27 protein-coding genes and 1 pseudogene are annotated in these 18780 nt (G+C 60.5%); 6 read left to right on the forward strand and 22 right to left on the reverse strand.

The features are described 5' to 3' along the window. Positions 1-2: 2 nt before the first annotated feature. From fliE to ACN9MZ_RS28080, 9 genes are all read right to left on the reverse strand, one after another. Positions 3-308, reverse strand: a complete 306-nt coding sequence (gene fliE / locus ACN9MZ_RS28040) for a flagellar hook-basal body complex protein FliE (RefSeq protein WP_426340065.1) — start codon at positions 306-308, stop codon at positions 3-5. Continuing rightward, on the reverse strand, positions 305-730 hold the full coding sequence (gene flgC, locus ACN9MZ_RS28045; RefSeq protein ID WP_426165642.1) for a flagellar basal body rod protein FlgC: 426 nt from the start codon (positions 728-730) through the stop codon (positions 305-307). Before flgC ends, fliE begins: the two co-directional genes overlap by 4 nt. After that, the gene (locus ACN9MZ_RS28050; RefSeq protein ID WP_426165644.1) at positions 730-1110 is read right to left on the reverse strand and encodes a flagellar basal body rod protein FlgB; all 381 of its coding nucleotides are present in this window, start codon (positions 1108-1110) and stop codon (positions 730-732) included. The genes flgC and ACN9MZ_RS28050 overlap by 1 nt, the downstream gene beginning before the upstream one ends. A 14-nt stretch (positions 1111-1124) precedes the next feature. Continuing rightward, on the reverse strand, positions 1125-2243 hold the full coding sequence (locus tag ACN9MZ_RS28055; protein WP_426340066.1) for a flagellar basal body P-ring protein FlgI: 1119 nt from the start codon (positions 2241-2243) through the stop codon (positions 1125-1127). 1 nt (position 2244) lies between these two features. Continuing rightward, complete coding sequence (locus tag ACN9MZ_RS28060) at positions 2245-2823, reverse strand: flagellar basal body L-ring protein FlgH (RefSeq protein ID WP_426340067.1); 579 nt, start codon at positions 2821-2823, stop codon at positions 2245-2247. Positions 2824-2831: 8 nt separating this feature from the next. Then, the gene (gene flgA, locus ACN9MZ_RS28065) at positions 2832-3752 is read right to left on the reverse strand and encodes a flagellar basal body P-ring formation chaperone FlgA (RefSeq protein ID WP_426340068.1); all 921 of its coding nucleotides are present in this window, start codon (positions 3750-3752) and stop codon (positions 2832-2834) included. A gap of 3 nt (positions 3753-3755) precedes the next feature. Continuing rightward, a complete protein-coding gene (gene flgG / locus ACN9MZ_RS28070) occupies positions 3756-4547 on the reverse strand; it encodes a flagellar basal-body rod protein FlgG (RefSeq protein ID WP_426340069.1) in 792 nt (263 codons plus the stop codon). Between the two features lie 3 nt (positions 4548-4550). Then, positions 4551-5276 (reverse strand): flagellar hook-basal body protein, encoded by a 726-nt coding sequence (locus ACN9MZ_RS28075; RefSeq protein WP_426340070.1) that lies wholly within the window; start codon positions 5274-5276, stop codon positions 4551-4553. Between the two features lie 114 nt (positions 5277-5390). Continuing rightward, positions 5391-6569: a glycosyltransferase gene (locus ACN9MZ_RS28080; RefSeq protein WP_426340071.1), complete on the reverse strand. Its 1179-nt coding sequence runs from the start codon at positions 6567-6569 to the stop codon at positions 5391-5393. A gap of 81 nt (positions 6570-6650) precedes the next feature. Between ACN9MZ_RS28080 and ACN9MZ_RS28085 the strand changes: the two genes are divergently transcribed. Together ACN9MZ_RS28085 and ACN9MZ_RS28090 are read left to right on the forward strand one after the other, a co-directional pair. Beyond that, a complete protein-coding gene (locus tag ACN9MZ_RS28085; protein ID WP_426340072.1) occupies positions 6651-7802 on the forward strand; it encodes a tetratricopeptide repeat protein in 1152 nt (383 codons plus the stop codon). 15 nt (positions 7803-7817) lie between these two features. After that, positions 7818-8393, forward strand: coding sequence for a tetratricopeptide repeat protein (locus ACN9MZ_RS28090; RefSeq protein WP_426340073.1), 576 nt, complete (start codon positions 7818-7820; stop codon positions 8391-8393). Here the strand turns inward: ACN9MZ_RS28090 and ACN9MZ_RS28095 are convergent, their stop codons facing one another. Continuing rightward, positions 8394-9014 (reverse strand): PEP-CTERM sorting domain-containing protein, encoded by a 621-nt coding sequence (locus ACN9MZ_RS28095; protein WP_426336540.1) that lies wholly within the window; start codon positions 9012-9014, stop codon positions 8394-8396. It lies immediately after the preceding gene. A gap of 93 nt (positions 9015-9107) precedes the next feature. Here ACN9MZ_RS28095 and ACN9MZ_RS28100 point away from each other — a divergent pair, with 93 nt between their 5' ends. Further along, a complete protein-coding gene (locus ACN9MZ_RS28100; RefSeq protein ID WP_426340074.1) occupies positions 9108-9611 on the forward strand; it encodes a tetratricopeptide repeat protein in 504 nt (167 codons plus the stop codon). Then, complete coding sequence (locus ACN9MZ_RS28105; protein WP_426340075.1) at positions 9608-10348, forward strand: radical SAM protein; 741 nt, start codon at positions 9608-9610, stop codon at positions 10346-10348. The genes ACN9MZ_RS28100 and ACN9MZ_RS28105 overlap by 4 nt, the downstream gene beginning before the upstream one ends. 3 nt (positions 10349-10351) lie before the next feature. On the opposite strand, the gene ACN9MZ_RS28110 is transcribed toward ACN9MZ_RS28105, so the two are convergent. Continuing rightward, entirely contained in the window at positions 10352-11263 is a 912-nt protein-coding gene (locus ACN9MZ_RS28110; protein WP_426340076.1) for a hypothetical protein, read from the reverse strand. 58 nt (positions 11264-11321) lie between these two features. Further along, positions 11322-11918: a hypothetical protein gene (locus ACN9MZ_RS28115; protein WP_426340077.1), complete on the reverse strand. Its 597-nt coding sequence runs from the start codon at positions 11916-11918 to the stop codon at positions 11322-11324. Between the two features lie 107 nt (positions 11919-12025). Between ACN9MZ_RS28115 and ACN9MZ_RS28120 the strand changes: the two genes are divergently transcribed. Beyond that, a complete protein-coding gene (locus ACN9MZ_RS28120; protein ID WP_426340078.1) occupies positions 12026-13054 on the forward strand; it encodes an IS5 family transposase in 1029 nt (342 codons plus the stop codon). Here ACN9MZ_RS28120 and ACN9MZ_RS28125 read toward each other — a convergent pair. The 5 genes and pseudogenes from ACN9MZ_RS28125 to ACN9MZ_RS28145 all read right to left on the reverse strand — a co-directional run bounded on the left by ACN9MZ_RS28125 (position 13021) and on the right by ACN9MZ_RS28145 (position 15506). Continuing rightward, on the reverse strand, positions 13021-13398 hold the full coding sequence (locus ACN9MZ_RS28125; protein WP_426340079.1) for a hypothetical protein: 378 nt from the start codon (positions 13396-13398) through the stop codon (positions 13021-13023). The genes ACN9MZ_RS28120 and ACN9MZ_RS28125 overlap by 34 nt on opposite strands. Before the next feature lie 82 nt (positions 13399-13480). Then, a pseudogene (locus tag ACN9MZ_RS28130) lies at positions 13481-13846 on the reverse strand (IS3 family transposase); the annotation flags it as partial. A 94-nt stretch (positions 13847-13940) separates the two neighbouring features. Continuing rightward, the gene (locus ACN9MZ_RS28135) at positions 13941-14684 is read right to left on the reverse strand and encodes a hypothetical protein (RefSeq protein WP_426340080.1); all 744 of its coding nucleotides are present in this window, start codon (positions 14682-14684) and stop codon (positions 13941-13943) included. Positions 14685-14697: 13 nt separating this feature from the next. Then, positions 14698-14913 carry a hypothetical protein gene (locus ACN9MZ_RS28140; protein WP_426340081.1) on the reverse strand — a complete coding sequence of 72 codons (216 nt, stop codon included), beginning with the start codon at positions 14911-14913 and terminating at the stop codon, positions 14698-14700. 110 nt (positions 14914-15023) lie between these two features. After that, positions 15024-15506, reverse strand: coding sequence for an SMI1/KNR4 family protein (locus ACN9MZ_RS28145; RefSeq protein ID WP_426340082.1), 483 nt, complete (start codon positions 15504-15506; stop codon positions 15024-15026). A gap of 167 nt (positions 15507-15673) precedes the next feature. Here ACN9MZ_RS28145 and ACN9MZ_RS28150 point away from each other — a divergent pair, with 167 nt between their 5' ends. Then, the gene (locus tag ACN9MZ_RS28150) at positions 15674-15871 is read left to right on the forward strand and encodes a hypothetical protein (protein WP_426340083.1); all 198 of its coding nucleotides are present in this window, start codon (positions 15674-15676) and stop codon (positions 15869-15871) included. Between the two features lie 190 nt (positions 15872-16061). Here the strand turns inward: ACN9MZ_RS28150 and ACN9MZ_RS28155 are convergent, their stop codons facing one another. From ACN9MZ_RS28155 to ACN9MZ_RS28175, 5 genes are all read right to left on the reverse strand, one after another. Next, entirely contained in the window at positions 16062-16685 is a 624-nt protein-coding gene (locus ACN9MZ_RS28155; RefSeq protein ID WP_426340084.1) for a GAD-like domain-containing protein, read from the reverse strand. Positions 16686-16698: 13 nt separating this feature from the next. Further along, on the reverse strand, positions 16699-16998 hold the full coding sequence (locus ACN9MZ_RS28160; RefSeq protein ID WP_426340085.1) for a polymorphic toxin type 15 domain-containing protein: 300 nt from the start codon (positions 16996-16998) through the stop codon (positions 16699-16701). Positions 16999-17190: 192 nt separating this feature from the next. Next, positions 17191-17814 carry a GAD-like domain-containing protein gene (locus ACN9MZ_RS28165; protein ID WP_426340086.1) on the reverse strand — a complete coding sequence of 208 codons (624 nt, stop codon included), beginning with the start codon at positions 17812-17814 and terminating at the stop codon, positions 17191-17193. Positions 17815-18117: 303 nt separating this feature from the next. Beyond that, positions 18118-18492 (reverse strand): immunity protein YezG family protein, encoded by a 375-nt coding sequence (locus ACN9MZ_RS28170; RefSeq protein WP_426340087.1) that lies wholly within the window; start codon positions 18490-18492, stop codon positions 18118-18120. Position 18493: 1 nt separating this feature from the next. Then, a complete protein-coding gene (locus tag ACN9MZ_RS28175) occupies positions 18494-18721 on the reverse strand; it encodes a DNA/RNA non-specific endonuclease (protein ID WP_426342968.1) in 228 nt (75 codons plus the stop codon). Positions 18722-18780 lie beyond the last annotated feature (59 nt).

Here is an 18780-nt window from a genome sequence, read left to right on the forward strand (position 1 = left end):
TCCTAGACTTGCATCCGCATCACTTCCTGGTATGCATCCAGCAAGCGGTTACGTACTTGTGCCAGCAACTGGAAGGACAGCTTGGCTTCTTCCATGTGGATCATCACTTCGTGCAGGTTCTGCACCTGGCCGGTGGCCAGCCTGCGCAGGTCGTTTTCCGACGTCGCCAGCGTGGCGTCGACCTGGCCCACTTCACGCGCAATCCAGTCGGCGAAACCGGGCGCCGCCACCGGCGCGGCAGGCACGCCCAAGGCCGCAGGTTCGACTGCTTCCACGGCGCCGATCGCGCCGATCGCTTCGATGCTCATTGGTTGCCCCCGATTTCCAGCGTGCGCGCGGCCATGGTGCGGGCGGCGGTGAAGGCCGCCAGGTTGGCTTCGTAGCTGCGCAGCGCCAGGTTGACGTTCAACATTTCCGCCGTGTGGTCGACGCCCGGATAGGCCACCATGCCCTTGGCATCGGCATAGGGATGGCCCGGTTCGTACACCAGGCGCGGCGCCACGGCTTGCGGCACCACGGCCTTGACTTCGGCGCCGCCGCCGGCCAGGGCGAACTGCTGGGCAAAGGCCAGCGGGCGCGCCTGGCTCACCAGGCGCAGCGGCTGGTAGGCTGCCGCCGCCGACGGCGCGGCCTGGTTCATATTGGCCAGGTTGGCCGCGGTCAGGTCCAGCCGCAGCTTTTCCACTGCCATGCCGGTGGCGCTGATCTGAAATGCCGCCTGGTAGCTCATTAGCGTTTCCCTTCGTTGATGGCCGTGCCCAGCACGGACAGGTGTTTGTTCAAGGCCTTCAGCAAGGCCTGGTGCTGCAGCGTGGTCTGCGACAGCTGCGCCAGCTCCATGTCCAGCGCCACTTCCTGGTTGGCATTGCTGGGCGCCAGCGTTTCCAGGCGCGGACGGTAGGCCGCCAGTTCGGACAGCGACGGCGCGCGCACCTGGCCGGCGGCATCCATCAGGCCGGCCACGCGGCTCTCGAAGCTGACGCCGATGCGCTGGTAGCCCGGCGTGTTGGCGTTGGCGATGTTCTGCGCGATCGCCTGCTGGCGCATCACGGCCGCGTCCAGGGCCATGCCGAGCAGGCGGGTGGTGCTTTCTTCAATCATCGGTACCATGGGCTTCCTCGGGTTTATTGCACGACCAGGTCGGCGTGCAGCGCGCCGGCGGCCTTCACCGCGCGCAGGATGGAAATGATGTCGCGGGTATTGGTGTGCATGCGCGCCAGCGCGTCCACCAGCTCGGCCACCGTGGTGGCGCGCGGCGCCAGGTAGCCGGTGCCGCCCTGCTCCTTCACGTCGACGCGGCTGTTGCTGACGGCCACCGTCTGCACGTCCGGCCCGGTGCGGCTCACCAGCAGCGGCTGCGACACCGTGTTGTCGGTCACGATCGACACCTTCAGCTCGCCCTGCGAGACGGCCACCTTGTCGATGCGCACGTCGCCGCCGGCTACCAGGGTGCCGGTGCGTTCGTTGATCACCACGCGCGCGCGGCGGTCCGGTTCCACCGTCACGTTTTCCAGCGCCGCCAGGAAATCGGCCAGGCGCGAACGGCGGCTGGGCGGCACATTGACTTCGACGCCGGCGGCATCCTGGGCCTGCGCCAGGCCGGCGCCCAGGCGCGCATTGATGGCGTCCGCCACGCGGGTGGCGGTGGTGTAGTCCGATTCGGCCAGCACGAAGGTCACGGTATTGCGCTCGCTCAGCATGGTGCTGCGCACGCCGGCCTCGATGGTGGCGCCGCCTGGAATGGACGCGACCGTCGGGTGGTTCTTCTGGATCACGTTGCCGTTCATGTCGTACTTGTAGCCGCCCACCGACAGCGCGCCCTGCGCCAGCGCATACAGCTGGCCGTCGGCGCCCTTGAGTGGCGCCAGCATCAGGGTGCCGCCCACCAGGCTGCGCGCATCGCCCAGCGAGGTGACGGTGACGTCCAGCGCGTCGCCGGGACGGCCGAACGGCGACAGCGAGGCCGTCACCATCACGGCCGCCACGTTGCGGCTCTGCACGTCGTCGGCTGCCACCTGCAGGTCGAAGCGCGCCAGCATATTGGCGATCGACTGGCGGGTGGCCTTGTTGCGCGGCGAATCGCCGGTGCCGGCCAGGCCGGTCACCAGGCCGTAGCCGGACAGCGGGTTCTCGCGCCAGCCTTCCATCTTGCCCAGGTCCTTGATACGCACCTGTTGCGCGCCGGCCGGCAGGCTCAGCGCCAGTGCTGCCAGCGGCAGCAGGATCCAGCTCCACTTCTTCACGTCACACTCCGAACAGGGTCAGCAGGCGTTGCCACCAGGCCGGGCGCTGGCGCTCGGAGATATCGCCCTGGCCGGCGTAGCTGATGCGCGCTTCCGCCACGCGGGTCGACAGCACCACATTGGTGTCGGACACGTCCTGCTGGCGCACCCTGCCCTCCAGCGTGATGGTCTGGCGCTCGTTATTGATGTCGACCTGCTGCGTGCCCTGCACCAGCAAGTCGCCGTTGGTGGCGATCTCGCGGATGCCGACCGTGATCTGGGCCAGCACGCGTCCGGCGCGCTGGGTGGTGCCATGGCCGTCGCTGTCGTTCTGGCTGCGGATGGCGGCGCCGTGCGTCAGGCCGTTCGGCGTGCGCACGTCCAGCCCGACCTGGGCGCTGCGGCCGGCATTGGTGCCGGCGCTGCTGGTGGCGCTGGAATTTTCATAGACCATGACCGTGATCAGGTCGCCCACCTTGCGCGGACGTAGGTCCGAGGTCAAGGGCTGGTAGTTCTGCGGGCGATACAGGCTGTCGGCCATGGCCGGCAGGCTGGCGGCCATGGCCAGCCAGATCAACCCTTTTAAGACTGCACGCAACATGTTCTCCTTCACTGCAGGTCCGCCTGGACCGTTCCATCCTGTTGCAGGCGGCCGGCCAACACGGCCCCGCCCGACATCCTCAATTGCACCGGCTCGCCCGGCGCCGCATCGCCCAGGGCGATGCCTTCGCGCTCCAGCTGCAGCGCGCCGCTCTGCCAGCGCAGCACGGCCCGTTCGCCGCGGCGCAGGAAGCCGGCCGGCGCCAGCTGGCTCGCCGCCAGCGCCTGCCCCGCGCGCAGCGGCTGGCGCAGCCGGGCGCCGCTGGGCAAGCTGTCCGCCGCCAGGCCGCCCGCCAGCGCCGCGTTGCCGGGGCGGGCTTCAAAATCGGCCGGCAACAGCAGCTCGCCTGCAGCCAGGTCGCGCCGCGCGACATACAGCTGGCGCGGCAGCTCCAGGGCCAGTTCCACCCGCAGCGAGCGGTACACCGCGTCCTGCCACAGCACGTCCAGCCACACTTCAAAGCGCGGCGCCAGCGGGCGTCCCGCCAGCGGCCGCACGGCCAGGCGCGCGTCCTGCGGCGCCTCCACTTCAGCCGGCGCGCGCAGCGGCGTCGCCTGCAAGCTGCCGTCGGCGCCGAAGGCGGCCTGCACCGCCTGCATCGCCAGCGCCAGCTGTTCGGCCGAAGCCACCAGCCGCGACGCCATGCGCACCTGCACCTGCTGCGCTCCTGTCACTGCCACGCTGCGCCCGGTCCGGCGCAGCACCAGTTCCTGCAATTGCGCGCGCGTCCAGCGCGCCACATAGCCGATGCGCGGCGCGCTGCCAAGGTCCAGGCTAACCAGCGCCGCGGCGCCTTCGCCGCTGACTTCGGCCACGTCGGCCAGGTGCAGGCGCGGCTGCACGGCCATCACCGTTTCCCGCAGCGCCAGCTCGGCGCCCTGCGCCGCCGGCAGCCACGCGAGGGCGGCCGCACACAGCAGCGCACGCATGACTTATTTGCGCAGGTTGTTGCTCATGGCCAGCATCTCGTCCGACGCCTGGATCACCTTGACGCTGCTTTCGTAGGCGCGCTGCGCCACCATCAGGCTGACCATTTCATCCACCAGGTTGACGTTGGAGCCTTCCAGCCAGCCCTGCGCCACCGTGCCCATGCCGCCTTCGCCCGCCGCGCCGTAGATGGCGTCGCCGGAAGCCGCGCTGGGCCGGTACATATTGCCGCCCATGGCCTGCAGGCCGCTGGTGTCGGCAAAGCGCGCCAGTTCAATGCGGCCCAGTTCGCTGGGCGAACTCTGGCCGGCCAGCTTGGCCGTCACCACGCCGGCGGCCGACACCGACAGCTCGCTGGCATCGTTGCCGACCTGGATGGCCGGGCGCAACTGGTAACCGTCGCTGGTGGCCAGGTAGCCTTCCTTGTCGACCACCAGGCTGCCGCCGCGGGTAAAGGCCGGCGTGCCGTCGGCTGCCGTCACTTCGAAGAAGCCGTCGCCGCGCACGGCGAAATCGAGCGCCTGGCCGGTCTGTTTCAGCTCGCCACCGGCAAAGGCCTTGACGATGCCGGCCATGCCGACCCCGCTGCCCTGCCACAGCGAATGCGCAGCGCCCTGGGTGGCCTGGCTGGAGGCGGCGCGGGCGCCGCCCATGTCGCGGTAGACCAGGTCCTGGAAGCTCACGCGCGAGCGCTTGAAGCCGGGCGTGCCGACGTTGGCCAGGTTGTTGGCAATGGTGTCCACGCTGGCCTGCTGCATCTGCATGCCGGTGGCAGCGATATACATCGAATCGTTCATGGCTTAAAAATCTCCCAGCTTGCGGATGGTCTTTTCGAGGTTGTCGTCATAGCCCTGCACTACGCGTGCCAGGGCTTCGAAATGGCGCACCGTCATGCTCATGCGCACCATCTCGGTGGTGGTGTCGACGTTGGACGCTTCCTGGAAGCCCAGCTTGACCGGCGCGCTGCTGTTCGGGTCGGCCACCGTGGCGCCGCCCAGCGCATACATGGCGCCGCCCAGCGGCTGCAGGCGGGCGGCCTGTTCGAAGCGCACACGCTTCAGGCGGCCGACCACGCGGCCATCCTGCTGCACGTCGCCGTTGCCGTCGATGGTGAAGGGGGCGTTGCTGAGGGTGAGCGGACCGGCGCTGCTGACCACCGGATGACCCTGGTCGCCGACCAGGCGGCCGTCGACGTCCACCCGCAGCTTGCCCTGGCGGGTGTAGGCCGCGCCATCCGGCGTGGCCAGCTCCAGGAAATCGGTGCCGTCGACCGCGACGTCATGGGCGTCGCCGGTGGCGCGCAGGCGCCCGGCGCCGGCATCAATGACACTGCTTTGCAGGGACGGCAGGGTCAGTGGCAATGGCTGCGCCAGTGCTGCCTGGCTCAACTGAGCCTGGAAGGTGGTACCCATCGCCAGCTGCTTCTTGTAACCGGGCGTCACGGCATTGGCCAGGTTCTGGCTGATGCTCTCCATTTGCCGGACATCGTTCTGCAGGCCCAGGCCGGCAATTGCATTTACATCCACTGTTACCTCGGCAACTAACAATATAACAATTGAAAGTCGGCAATACTATCATGATGTAAATGCTAATTGCATAAAATGGTAGAGTTTTTATTTATAGAAACTTAAAAAGTGTCACTAATTTGAGGGGTTTTGTAGCAGTGCCGAGAGACGATCGGCCAGCGCCGGCGCCGCGAGCGGAGTGTGGCTGCCGCGCCACGCCTGGGCCGCCGTGCGCATGCCGTTATCGGCCAGGGCTTCCTCAACCTGGGCCAGCGGCGCTGTGTCGTCCTGGTAGACGCGGGCCACGCCCAGCTCGGCCACGCGGCGCGCCAGCATGGCCTGCTCCGGCTGCTGCGGCAACAACAGCATCGGCACTCCGGCCGCCAGGCAGGCGCAGATCGTGGCATGACTGGCATACAGGATGGCCAGGTCGCACTGCCCGGCCAGGCTGCGCAGCTGCGTCAGTTCTTGCGTGAAGCGCATATTGCTGTTGGCAAAGCGCGCCGCCTGCTGCGCTGTCAGCCCCGGAGCGTAGATCAGGGCATCGCAAGGCGCCATGCGCAACTGGCTGAGCAGGCGGTCCACGCCGCGCTGCCCCGGGCGCAGGTAGGCGAACACGCGCGGCCGCCCGGTGTCGGGCCACTCGGCCGGCACGCCCGTGGCGTCGAGATAGAAGCCGCCGCAGTATTCCTCTTCCGGCCGGGCGCCAAAGTGGTCCAGCTCGGGATGGGTATCGAGCAAGCGCAAGTCGGCGTCGAACAGTTCGGGAAGCGTGGCCAGTGGCGCCATGCCGATGCGCTGCTGTGCCGCCTGGATCGCCGCCAGCGCCGCCGTGTCGCACGCCAGTAAGCTGTCCGGCGCCACCGACTGCGGCAGGATGGGCGGAAACGGCGTCTGCCGCGGCGGCAGGAAAAAGCCGGGCGACAGCAGCACGCGCCGCATGGCCCGTCCGCGACTGGCCAATAGCGCCGTCGGGCTGTGGTCGAACACCGTCAGCACCGGCTGCACCAGTTCGAAGATCTGCTGCCAGGCGCGCAGCATGCCGGCCAGGCGCACCGGGCTGGCGTAGCCGCAGCGCAGCAGGATGTCAGCATAGTTCAGGGCCGGCCCGGCGGCGCCCTGGCCGATCGCCACCGGCGCCTGCAGCCAAGGCATGCCGTGCGGCCCCAGCACCACTTCGGCCGAATGGGTGTCGCGCACCGCAAACACCGGACGGTAACCGCGTTCGCGCAAGGCCAGCGCCAGCGGCAGGAATTTCGAGACATGGCCCAGGTGTTCGCCCAATTCCCACGCGAACAGGATGTTTGCATTCATCTTTGAAAGAAATATTGCGTTGTTTACACGTTCATCATATTGTAGGATGATCTTGCATTGCTAAATTTGCCAAGCTTTACCATGTCGACCGCAACAGACCTCACCGCCAAGATCCAGCGCTTCACCACGTTCCTGCAAGCCGATCCGGACAACACCAGCCTGCTGCTCGACCTGGGCGACCTGCAGCACCAGGCAGGCCAGTTCGATGCCGCCCTGGCCAGCTATGGCCGCGCCGCCGCCCTGCTGCCGGATGCCTCGGCCGCCAACGCGCGCACCGCCGCCGTCTACCTGTCGCAGCACCGCTTCAGCGAAGCGAGCGCCCTGTTCGAAGGCTTGCTGGCACAGGGCGAACAAGCGCCGGCGCTGCAGCACAACCTGGGTATCGCCCTGTTCTACCAGGATCGCTTCGAGGAAGCGGCGCAGCAGTTCAGCGCCGCCGCAGCGGGCGGCCTGGATGTGCCGGCCAATGCGCGCTACCTGGCCAACTGCCTGCACCACACCGGCCAGATGGATGAAGCGCTGCAAGCGGCCCGGCAATGGCATGCCCAGACCGAATCGCCCGACAGCCAGGCCTATCTTTCCCTGCTCTATTTCGACCTGGGCGAGCGCGAACAGGCGCGCGCCGCCGCCGAGGCGGCCCTGGCGGTCCAGCCCGACAGCGTGGAAGCCAACGCAGTGCGCGGTTCGCTGGCACTGGAAGACCAGGACATCGCCACCGCGCGCGCCAGCTTCGACACCGTGCTGGCGCAGCGCCCCGACAACGGGCGCGCCTGGCTGGGCAAGGGCCTGAGCCAGCTCTACACCGAAGAGCAGGACGACGCGCTGGCCTCGCTGGCCAAGGCCGAAGCCTGCATGCCCGAGCATTCCGGCACCATCGTCGCGCTGGGCTGGGCCCAGTTGACCACCGGCCGCCACGCCGAAGCGGAACAGAGTTTCTGCCGCGCCGTGGAAGCCGACCGCGGCTTCGCCGAAGCCCACGGCGGCCTGGCTGCCGCGCTGGTGCACCTGAATCGCCTGGACGAAGCGCGCCAGGCCGTGACCGTGGCCAACCGCCTGGACCCGGCCAACTTCGGCGCCGTCTACGCCAAGGCCGCCCTGCTCAAGCTGGACGGCCACGGGCAGCTGGCCGACCGCCTGATCTCGCGCGCACTGCAACAGCGCCCGACGGCGGATGCCCCGAGCCTGCAGGAATACCTGACCACTTTTGTGGCGCAACGCGCGCCGAAACACTGAGAACGGATTACGAAAATGAGCAACCCCACCCTCGCCATGCTTGACCAGGCCGAGCTGCTCCAGCTGTCGCTGGAAGCCGACCGTAACGGCGATTCCGCCACCTCGCTGGCCTACCTGAAAGAAGCGGGCAGCCGCCCCGATGCCAGCGCCGAAGCGTTGCTGATGCTGGGCGCCAGCTACGCCTCGCTGCGCATGTATGACCGCGCCGCAACCGCGATGGAAGCGGCCATTGCCGCCAATCCGGAACTGGCCATCGCGCGCTTCCAGCTGGGCCTGCTGTACCTGTCTTCAGGCGACGGCCCGCGCGCCAACGACGTGCTGGTGGCGCTGGACGACCTGGACGAAGGCAAATGCCTGTTCCACTTTGGCCGCGGCCTGCGCCACCTGCTGGCGGATGAATTTGCCGATGCGCTGCGCTACCTGCAACGCGGCATTGAACTGAACCTGGACAACCCGGCCCTGAACGCCGACATGCAGCGCATCATCGACGACGTCAACAGGCTGCCGGAAGAACAGCGCCAGCAAAGCGCCGGCACCGACAGCAGCCAGCACGTGATGCTGTCGGCCTATACCGGCCGCAGCACGCACTGATCAGGAACGCCGGCGGCGTGCCAGGGCCAGCAGGCCGAGCCCGCCGGCCATCAGCGGCAACGTCGCCGGTTCCGGCACATCGCCAGGCGGATCGACCTGATCGACGCTCCACTGGATCTGGTCAAGCACCAGTTGCGGGCCGGCGCCGTCCTGCGAGCCGGCATCGATACCACCGGTGCCCAGGAAGCTCACCGCGTCCACGCCCTTGAAGCCGAAATCGAAGTAGTAAGGGCCGTTGAAGGAGGTCTGCAGGGTCTTGGTGTACAGCAGCTGGCCATTGCGCCAGCCTTGCACCAGGACATCCTCATCCATGCTCCAGGCGGCCGTGATGGCAGCGCGGTCGAAATTGAACTTGGTCGCACGCGAGAACGAAATAATGCCGTCCCAGCCGATCAAGCCAACATTGCCCACCGTGCCCAATTGGTAGCCGCGGGACTGGATGTAGTCCTTGAAAACAACGGCGGGGTCATTGCCCCATTCAAAGCCGCCATAGCCCGCCTCCAGCGGCGCCACCCAGTCGCCAGGGTCCTGGTCTTCGAACGTCAACAAGCCCGCTTGCGCAGACGCCGACATCGATAAAGCCACGGCCAGCAAGCCGCAGCGCTTCCAGCTGCTGAACATACTTTTTCCTTTTTAGAAATAGATGCTGCAATACATTAAACATTGTATGGTAGCATGTTGACATTCAAATTACTTAACTTTTCTTTCGCCACTATGACGTCCAGCAACAATTTGTCCGTATTTGCGCCCGATGAACTGGTCGCCCTGGCCCGCCATCACATCGACAGCAACCGGCTCGACCTCGCACTGGAAAAGTTGAAGCTGGTCCTGGCCGGCAATGCTCCCGAACCGGAAGCGATTGCCATGACGGCCCGCCTGTACGCCCAGCTGGGCCTGCCGCGCCGCGCCCAGGAGCTGTTCCAGCACTACTTGGCACTGCATCCGGATGCGCCGACCGAACAATTCCAGCTGGCGATGGCCTACTTCAACGACGGCCAGGCAGAACAGGCGCAAGTGCTGTGGGACGCCATCCTGGAACGCGACCCCGTGCACCCGCCGGCCCTGTATTTCAGCGCCTTGCATCAGGCGCGCCAGGGCAAGGCGCAAGACGCGCGCCGCCACCTGGATGTGCTGCTGCAATCGGCCGCCTCCAGCAACTTGTACGCCGAGCGCGGCCGGGAATTGCTGCAATCGCTGGACAGCGCGACCCAGCAATGATGGATGTGCAGGTCGAAGTCAGTACACGTTGTAACTTCGACTGCTTCTACTGCGCCGGGCGCGACATGGTCCAGGGCGACATGCCGATGGAACGCTTCCGCGCCATCGTCGACAGCCATGTGGCGCGCTACGGCGTACCGCGCCGCCTGTCGCTGCAAGGCGAAGGCGAACCGACGCTGAACCGCGACTTCTTCGCCATGGCCGCCTACGCGCGCGCCATCGGCGCCGAGCCGTTCACCATCACCAACGGCACGTATAAATACCCCGAACACTTCCTGGCCGACTTCCGCCAGGTCGGAGTCAGCCTCGACACGCTGGATGCAGGCGAAGCGGCCAGCATCGGCCGCCACAACCTGGAACGCGTCATCGAGTTTGTCGAGAACCTGCGCGGCAAACTCGACATCACGATCTTCTCCGTCGCCGTTTCCGCCTCGGTTCAGCCAGTGCGCGAATGGTGCCGAAAGCGCGGCTTGCGCCACATGATTCAGCCGCTGCAGGGCAAGGACGACTACAGCCGCCGTTACCCACAGCGCATCCAGCTGCATCGCCAACCGACCGAGTACCGTTGCCACCTTCTGGAGAATGACGCCATGCGCTACTACGACCTGACCGGCGGCGAGATGCCATGCTGCTTCATCAAAGACGCCAGCCGCTTCGAGTCAATCGCCGCGCTTCGCAGCATCCTCGAAGGGCGCAAGGTGCCGCCCCCCTGCGCTGGCTGTGCTCACTTGCGCTAACGCCTATGCGGTGGCCTGCACGCCATAATGCTCCACCAGGATCCTCAGGTAGCTCAGGGCACTCTTTTGCGCGTAATCGAGCGCATCATTGCCGCTCAGGTTCAATTTCTTGAGGTCTTCCACCAAAGCGAAATAGCGCGCCGTCAAATACTGCGGCAAATCCGCCCGGTTCAACCGAATATTGCTTAAGCCGTCTTCCTCGTTCACCACCTGCATGTAATAGCACTGGATAGCGCAGAAAACGCCCAGCGCATCACTTGCGGCGACGCGCAAGGCCACGTCGAGTTCGCGCTCTGCAAACTTGACGTTGTACTTCTCGGCGATCGGATAAATCGCCTTGACCAGCAGCTCGTTGTGATCGGTCGGCAGCAAGTCGGCATTAATGGAGGACGGCGTGCGAAACACGCCTTCCTCGCCACGGATTACTTTGAACAGATGATGAGATTTGATCTGCTGGTAAATTTCGTCGACTGCTGGAGTCATTTCTGGATTCACCGTTCGTCCGAAGTCAGGCTTGCATAATTCGTTCAAGCCGTCGGACATAATCTGCAGCACCGTTTCAAGGTCGCCGCCCAGAAGAGGTGTTTGACCATAAAAGAAGCGGAACCTGAAGCGCCCGTTCCACAGGACTGTCAAGCGTACGCCCGTCCATTTCTCGCCATGCTGGACAGCCTCTTGATACAAGGCCTTGACTGCATCGTATGTCTGGGTCGTGTTGCCGAGCTCGTAGCTATCCAGACGGATATCGAAATTTTCGCCGCCCAACGCCCTCGCAGTGCACTTATTTCTCAGCCCGAGTTGCTCATCGTCTAAGAACTCAAAATAGAAAGTAATCACTCTCCAATCCGGCGGCGCGCTATCGGCGAGCGCCTGCACCGCCTGGTTCAACAGTTCCGGGTCAGCCTGAAATGCCACAATTTTCCTCCTGTACTCTCAATTGTCACGAGCTTCCAAGTACCATTTTTGTCCACTACTAATAGCCAACGCCATATTGTTCGTGCGGCAAGGACAGCCATGCCTCGACCATTGCGTGAAAATTGTCGACTTCCGAGTGGTGCGCCAATTTCGTCAATGCGGCCCGAGCAGCGGCAAAGTTCCAGCCGCTTGAATTTAACGTGAACCACGCCGATGTCAGGTCTCCCGCACTCAAATAGGTCTGGAATAAGTGCTGTTTGTCCGTAGTCTTTAACCATGGGGGACAATCAGGACTGGCCAGAAACGCACGCGCGGTGGTTTCATTTAACTCAAAAGAGGACACCTGTTTATTAGCAGAACCATTGGCGTTGCTAACGGTTGGAAAACCACCGCAATAACCTTTCGACCCAGAACAGCTTTCCAGTGGCGTGCGTACTGCAAATTCTGGCAGCAAATATAACTGTGTTGGGTCGTCGCCATGAGTTTCGGCAAATTGCTCAATCTGGCCTAAATCAACCCCTAGTTTGGCTGCAAAGTCGGCAACTTCCGGGGTGGATTCGTCCGCGAATACAAGCTCATTCAAGACTTCGTATGCTTTGAACTGTTCGCAGGTCCGCGCTATTTCAGATACCACGTAGCCCAACTTGACGTACATCTTGACAAAGCTGGCGTCACGATCAGCGAACCAGTGACTCCAGGGTACCTCGAAAAACTACCTCAGCCATGGCATGATGTCAGCGCATCAAACTTGACGACACTGCCATGATGAAACCCAACCTGTTTGCCGCTCAGGAGCGCGAAGCCAAGCTGACGAAGCTGGGCGACGCGCTGCAAGTACTGGAGCGGCATGTCGACTTCGCGGCGCTGGCCGACGCAGTCGATGAAGCAGCGCCACGGCCCGGCCGCGAGCGCGGCGGACGACCACCGTTTCCTACCGAGGTGATGGTGCGGATTCTGTTGATCCAGCACCTGTTCAACCTCTCGGACGAGCAGATGGAATTCCAGTTGCTTGACCGGCTCAGTTTCCTGCGCTTCGCCGGCCTGCGCGACTCCAGCCAGATCCCCGATCGCACCACGATCTGGACTTTCAAAGAGCGCCTGATCAAGGCCGGCGCCAGCGAAAGCGTGTTCGACGCCGTCAACCGGCAACTGGCCCGGCATGGCTACATCGCCCGAGGCGGCCAGATGATTGACGCCTCCATCGTCCAGGCGCCGAAACAATCGCTGAACAAGGAAGAAAAATCCCTCGTCGTGGACCAGAACGCCATGCCAGCCGACTGGTCGCCGCCGAAGCGACGTCAGAAAGACCTGGATGCGCGCTGGACCAAAAAGCACGGCAAATCCTATTTCGGCTACAAGCTGTCGGCGAACGTGGACAAGCGTTGCAAGCTGATCCGAAAAATCAAGATCAGCACCGCCAGCGAGCACGACACGCTGCATTTTGAAGACGTGCTCGATCCGGCCAATACCAGCCGGGATATCTATGCCGACAAAGGCTACGTCAATCACAAGCGCGAAGAGCGGCTTACCGGTGAGGGCTACCGCATGCACATCCAGCGCAAAGGCAACAAGGACAAACCGCTGTCCGAGGCTCAGCAGCGCCGCAACCGGCGCATCGCCAGCCCGCGCGCCCGCGTCGAGCATGTGTTTGCCGGCATGGCGCAGATGGGCGGCAAGATGCTGCGCTCGATCGGTCTGGCACGCGCCACGCTGCAACTGAACTGGAAGGCCGCCGCGTACAACCTGCGTCGCCTTTGTTACCTGAAGGAGGCGAAGATTTCGGCGTTTTGACGCCCGAGGTCCGTCCGAACCGTCCCAAAAGGCGGATTCGGACAGAAAAATGGCCATGAAAATGGCGGCGATCGTGGCGCGGCCGCTTTGTAGGCAGCTATTTTTTCGGTGTCACCGCTCAAACTGCCAGTAAATCGAGGTTCCCTCCAGTAGCCTGTGTAAATCATCGCATCTGGCGCACTCCAAAACGGAATGAGTGCCGGCGGAAAGCCGTAGCACCGTGCAGGCTGTTCGTTTATTCCATTAGGCAGTTGAAGCCTGCCCGTTGCTAGCGCAATCAATTCCTCCGGCATGCCAAGCCCGCCCAATACCTTTTCATACTGTTTCATCTTCAATTCCTTCATCTGCTCGCTGCTAGAATTTTCGGAAGTCCAATGGTCGCAGTCAGGCGCAGGTGGCATTCCCCCAATTCGACGGACACTTCATCTAGGCGCATTTAAGGGATTCGAATTGTACCGGGCTAATGTAGATCAATGTTGACTGCTTTCGCCTTGGGTTATAAATCCTTTCAATGTAATCGAACACGTCGGCGCACAATGCATCACGGGTTCGATAGTGCTTCCTGTTTAACCGTTCGGTTTTCAGCGTCGAGAAGAAACTCTCCATCGCAGCGTTGTCCCAGCAATTTCTCCTACGGCTCATGCTGCACACGATGCCATGGGCCGCAAGCAGCTTCTGAGAATTCTCGCTGGTATATTGAGAACCTTGGTCGGAGTGATGCAGCACTTCTCGTGGCCGACCGCGCCGAAACACCGCCATCAGCAGTGCGTCCATAACCAACTGCGACGTCATGGCGGACGGTACGGTTCAGCGGCGCGCGGAGCCGGCCCTGTTCGGTGCAAAGTACATCATGGAACAAAGAACAGATAAGTCATTTACCTAGACTTTACTTCGTCAGGAATCTGTACACGACGTCAAGCAGTGCGTCCCGACTTAAGTTCTCCCTATTGCTGTCGTCGCGCTCGTGGATGAGTACAAAATTATCCTCATCAGCCGAAAGCACTTCGCGAACGGAACCCAGATGGTTGATTATCTCGATAAATCCGTTGCTGACACCTTGCAGGTTGTCGATTTCCCTAACGAGTGTCCCGTACTTTACTAATACCTCTGAATCCCCAGTGCCGCCGCGAGTCTTCGGGTTATCGAAGCGCAGCAAAATTTTGGGTGCAACTTCGCGTTCCCAATTTAGCGTCGGAACTAAATCGCGCCGCATCATTGCAAATTCGTCAGGAGACTCGTCACCTGTGAACTCGCAATCGTATATCGGAACCACCAGGACCAGATTACTACGCTTTTCATCCAAACGCCCTTTGAAATAGGCATGATATGAACTGTCGGCAAAAAGCATCGACGTAAAACCATATTTGTTCGGTCTGAGAGGATGCCTTTTGAGTCGAGAACTTACGTCCACATCTACTGCCGCCGCGTTAGCTAAGACTTCAACAGCAAAATCGTCATCCATTCTATTTTCTGAAACCAGCACGTAGTCCGGTGCGGTACTTCCCACTTCAGCGAGCTTAAGGTAATAAAAGAACTTCACCTTGGGTAGTACGTCTTGACACCGTACTACCCCGCTTCCGAGTTCGACGACCGCCGAAACGTTGGATTCCAAATCCATTTGATTCAACACGAAAATCTCTCCGCTAAAAATTACTTGCTATAGCCTTGGTCGACATCTGCAGCGTCTCGCCGCCCTTGACGGTGTAGCTGGAGGTCGTGCCGCCCGGGAAGTCCTTGCCATAGTTCTCGAACAGTGCGTAGTTCTTGGTATCGATCGCGGTGTACGCGCCGTCCTGGATCGCGGTGCCGGTTTCGGCCACCGGATTGCCCTGGGCGTAGACGTAGTCGATGGGTCGCACGCGCCGTCCTTGCCGTTGTCGTGCCACTTGGCGACGATGTGATCGTCGTTGTCGTAGGCGTAACGGGAGTTGCGCCGGCATGCTGGCGCAAATCGGTTTGTATGCCGAAATCAGAATGAGTCAGTCAGACCTTTGACAAATTCATCGAAGTTTGACGCGACCTCGGTGGTGTGCGGTTCATCCTCCTCCGACAATTCATGACTCCACAGAACGATGGATGGACGTCCTTCCACTTCGTAATCAAAGCAAAGAAAGTCACCATCAGGCAATATTGCAAACGGCAGCAAGTATAGCGACAGCCGATCTTCAATCATCGACCAAACCACATTCGCGTTTAGGCCCTGTAAAGAACGATCGGTCATCAATTTGGTGTCCGAGTAATTCAGGAAGCGATCAATTGGCAACTTCCTGCCGTTCCCAGTTTGGAAGTACTTGTTTAATGGGCTGCCGCCGTTAAAGTTCTCTACGTGTTCTATATATGCAGGATCAAATGCAAATCCGGGCAAGTCAAGCGAAAGCATTCTCTCCATCGAATCCATTTCCGCTTGCGAAAAGTGAGGCGCTAGCGTGTTCGGTTTATATTGAATCGTCATTTTCATCTACCTTTGTTTCCCAGAGCGAATAGCCATTATGCGGCGTTATAGCATGAAGCCGACTTGGCATCCGGATTAGTCCCAAGTTCCCTGAAGTAGCGGGTGTTGAGAGTATTCATGTCTTGCTGGGAAGGCCATTGCTGACTTGGCGTTTGGTTTGGATGCACATGGCCGACCAAGCGCGCGTCTCGTATTTGCACCGTCACCGCGTCAACGCAGCGCTGCAGCAACCGCACTGGCTCGCACGAAGCGCGACTCAAGCAGCAGCAAGCGCGCAGCGGGGAGAAGGCGTAGCGCATCCTGCCGATGCCATCACGCAGCGGGAATCCATTGAAGATGATGGGGGCCAGCCGCGCATGTCGTAGCGCGGGGGACTCTGGGTCCCCATTTTTTCAACGCAGCTACCACGCCAAAGCGGCAGACGATACGATCTAAGCCTGGCCAGGCAGGGAAAATTCTACGACGTTAAAGTGGAAAAACGCCGCCAATCTTGCCGAAATCGCTTGACGATAATTTGGCTCGCGATACGATGAAAGCGCGGCGCGCAATACCCACTCAGCCAGTCATCAGCCTGACACCCGCGAACTGTTTGACGATGTCAATGTGCACATCCAGCTTCACCTTTTGCAGATTCGCAACGTCAGCCCTACCGCTCATCGGGAGCATCGGTACAAAGCCATAAATCTCTTCGGGTCCGAGCGAGCCAAGAGCGGTTCGAGCCGCTTCAAACATCGGGTTTTCGGCTTCATCGTTAAAGTCAAAATCCTCGGGCATTCTGCCACCGAAAAAGAGCTCCAATGCGTCATCGATGCTGCCGTCTTTCAGTGCTTCTCGCGTCGCCATTACCGCAGCAAACGGACAGCAGATGGTAAATACCTTGGCCCCATGTTGTCGGACGCAATAAAACTCACCAAAGGCGTTGCGCGCGATGACAAAATAACTGTCGTTGGGCATACCTTCTAGGGTGCGTACCCACCCATCGACCAACCAAGTATATTCTTCCGGATTTACGGTCCAGAATAACCCGTCGCCATAGGAGCTCCAACCCTGCTCCTGCCACACTTCCAGCAAGGAGTCCGGCAATCGTCCCCGAAATTTGGCGAAGACTTCCTCAGTAACGGATGCGTACTGCACGCCGTCCCCAAATTCCTCAAAAAACTCAGAATACTCTCTCTTCATTCGAATCTCTCTTTTAGCGCCCACTATTTTCCAGCCCGGTCTCAATGAACAGCCGCACGTTCATTCGGCGGTCACCATAGCCAGCAGCCCGAGCATCGTTAGCCCATTTATCCAACGTACCAACGCGGCTATTCCATGCAGGGCCAATTGACGAATTAACGCTGGCACTTCCCATCCGTGTTGGATCAGCCAAAGCGGTGGACGGAGTCAGGTTGAATACGCCCGTGCCGCCGATGCCGGCTGCCACGCCGGAGCCGATGGCGCTCATGGCCACGCTCTTCCAGCTGAAGTGTTCCTGGATGCCGACAGCCATGCCGACGCCCCTGGCTGACGATGGAGCCGACGGCGCCACCGATCAGGCTCACCCTCTGGGGTTAAGAGTACGCTAGTAGCGCCGGAAACCTGGCGTACGCCAGGTGGATCAATCGCTACAGGCTACTAAGATCGTTTTAGAAACTCAATTGTCGATCCGGTGGTGCCTAGCCTAGATCGTCAACTCCCTAGCTCAGTCCGTCATCAATTGTACGCCTGCAAGTTGTTTGACAATGTCAATATGAACTCCAAGTTTTAACTTCTGCAAGTTCGTGACATTTGCCTCACCACCTAAAGGAAGCACTGGCACAAATCCATACACCTCATCTGGTCCCAGCAATCCAAGCACGTCCCGAGCAGCTTCAAACATTGGATTACCATCGTCGTCATCGAAATCGAAGTCTTCCAGGCGCATCCCACCGAAAAACATGTCAATGGCACCCTCCATGTTGCCTGGGACAAGTGCCGAGCTACGAGCCATTACGGCGGCAATAGGGCAACATATCGTGAATACTCGGGGCCCATTCTCCCGCGCACAAAAGAACTCGCCAAACGCCGAACGCCCAATTATGAAATAACGGTCCTTGGGCAGCCCGTTCAGCGGCTTGATCCAACCATCGACTAACCACCCATATTCTTCTGGATTGACAGTCCAGAACATACCTCCGCCATACGAGCACCAGCCTTGGCTTTGCCAAATTTCAAGCAACGAATCCGGCAATATTCTACGGTACTTTTCCAATATTTGATCTGGAACAGCCGCGTATTGCACCTCTCGGCCTGAGGCCGCCAGGAAAGCGGAATATTCTCTTTTCATGTAAATAAATTCTCGTCATCGAAAAGCAAGTCAACTCCCTTATTCTCCGACCCAACATAAAGTCGGAAGGTAGGATCGCCTTAGATATCAAACAACGAATGCGAACTTGTAACTTCGACGACCTAATTACTAGTCGCCTGCTTCTCTAATAGGGACAACAAATCGTCAGTGAATGACATTTAAATCATCTCTACACCGTACACCACACGATATTATATGGGCCAGCGGATCGCCATATGCCAAAGAAATTTGCCGGCCTCTATCAGAGAAACCAGAATAAAATGCTAAAAGATCACCCTTCCTTTAATGTAAAGACGTGACGTCCGGGAAATTCCAGCCCATCTTTACAAGGGCCTCCCAATCCAATTCATCATATCCGTAGCTTGCGCTAAATTTTCCGTCAGACAACAAGTGCAGTTTGCACGACGAAAATGGTTTTTCACCTCCTCGTGCTAACTCTGTGCGTAATCTACGAAGCCATTTATCCAAATCATTTACCGTTCGCAACGGTTTTTCCCGTACAGAACCTTCAACGTTGACTAAATAGCTATTAGCAAATTGGCTCTGCTCTTCATCCACGTAGTAGGTAATCATAAGCTCACTCCAATGTGGATCCGCGACAGATATCACCCTATTAACAATTTCCTGAATAATCTGAATTTGATCGAGTTGATCCATTTTAACCACCCGGTTGATTAATGAAGTTACGTTCAATCGGGATTCCACCATTTACCTGGTAAGTCACCCTAAACCCTTCTGGCCGATGGGTTAAATTCCCTTCATTATATACAGCTTCAAAGTTTGCATGAACTTTATCGCCAGCCTTATCCATGTTCCTCAACTGGTTTTCTAGCCTTTTGTAGGCCCCGCCGTTTAGATTTGGTGTGTTAGGGAATTCAGCCGGAATGGGGACACCATTTCCAGGATTAACATTCGGGAACCTCGATTTACTGGCAGTTTGAGCGG

Source organism: Pseudoduganella sp. S-14, assembly GCF_049913285.1.
Classification (GTDB): Bacteria; Pseudomonadota; Gammaproteobacteria; order Burkholderiales; family Burkholderiaceae_D; genus Rugamonas.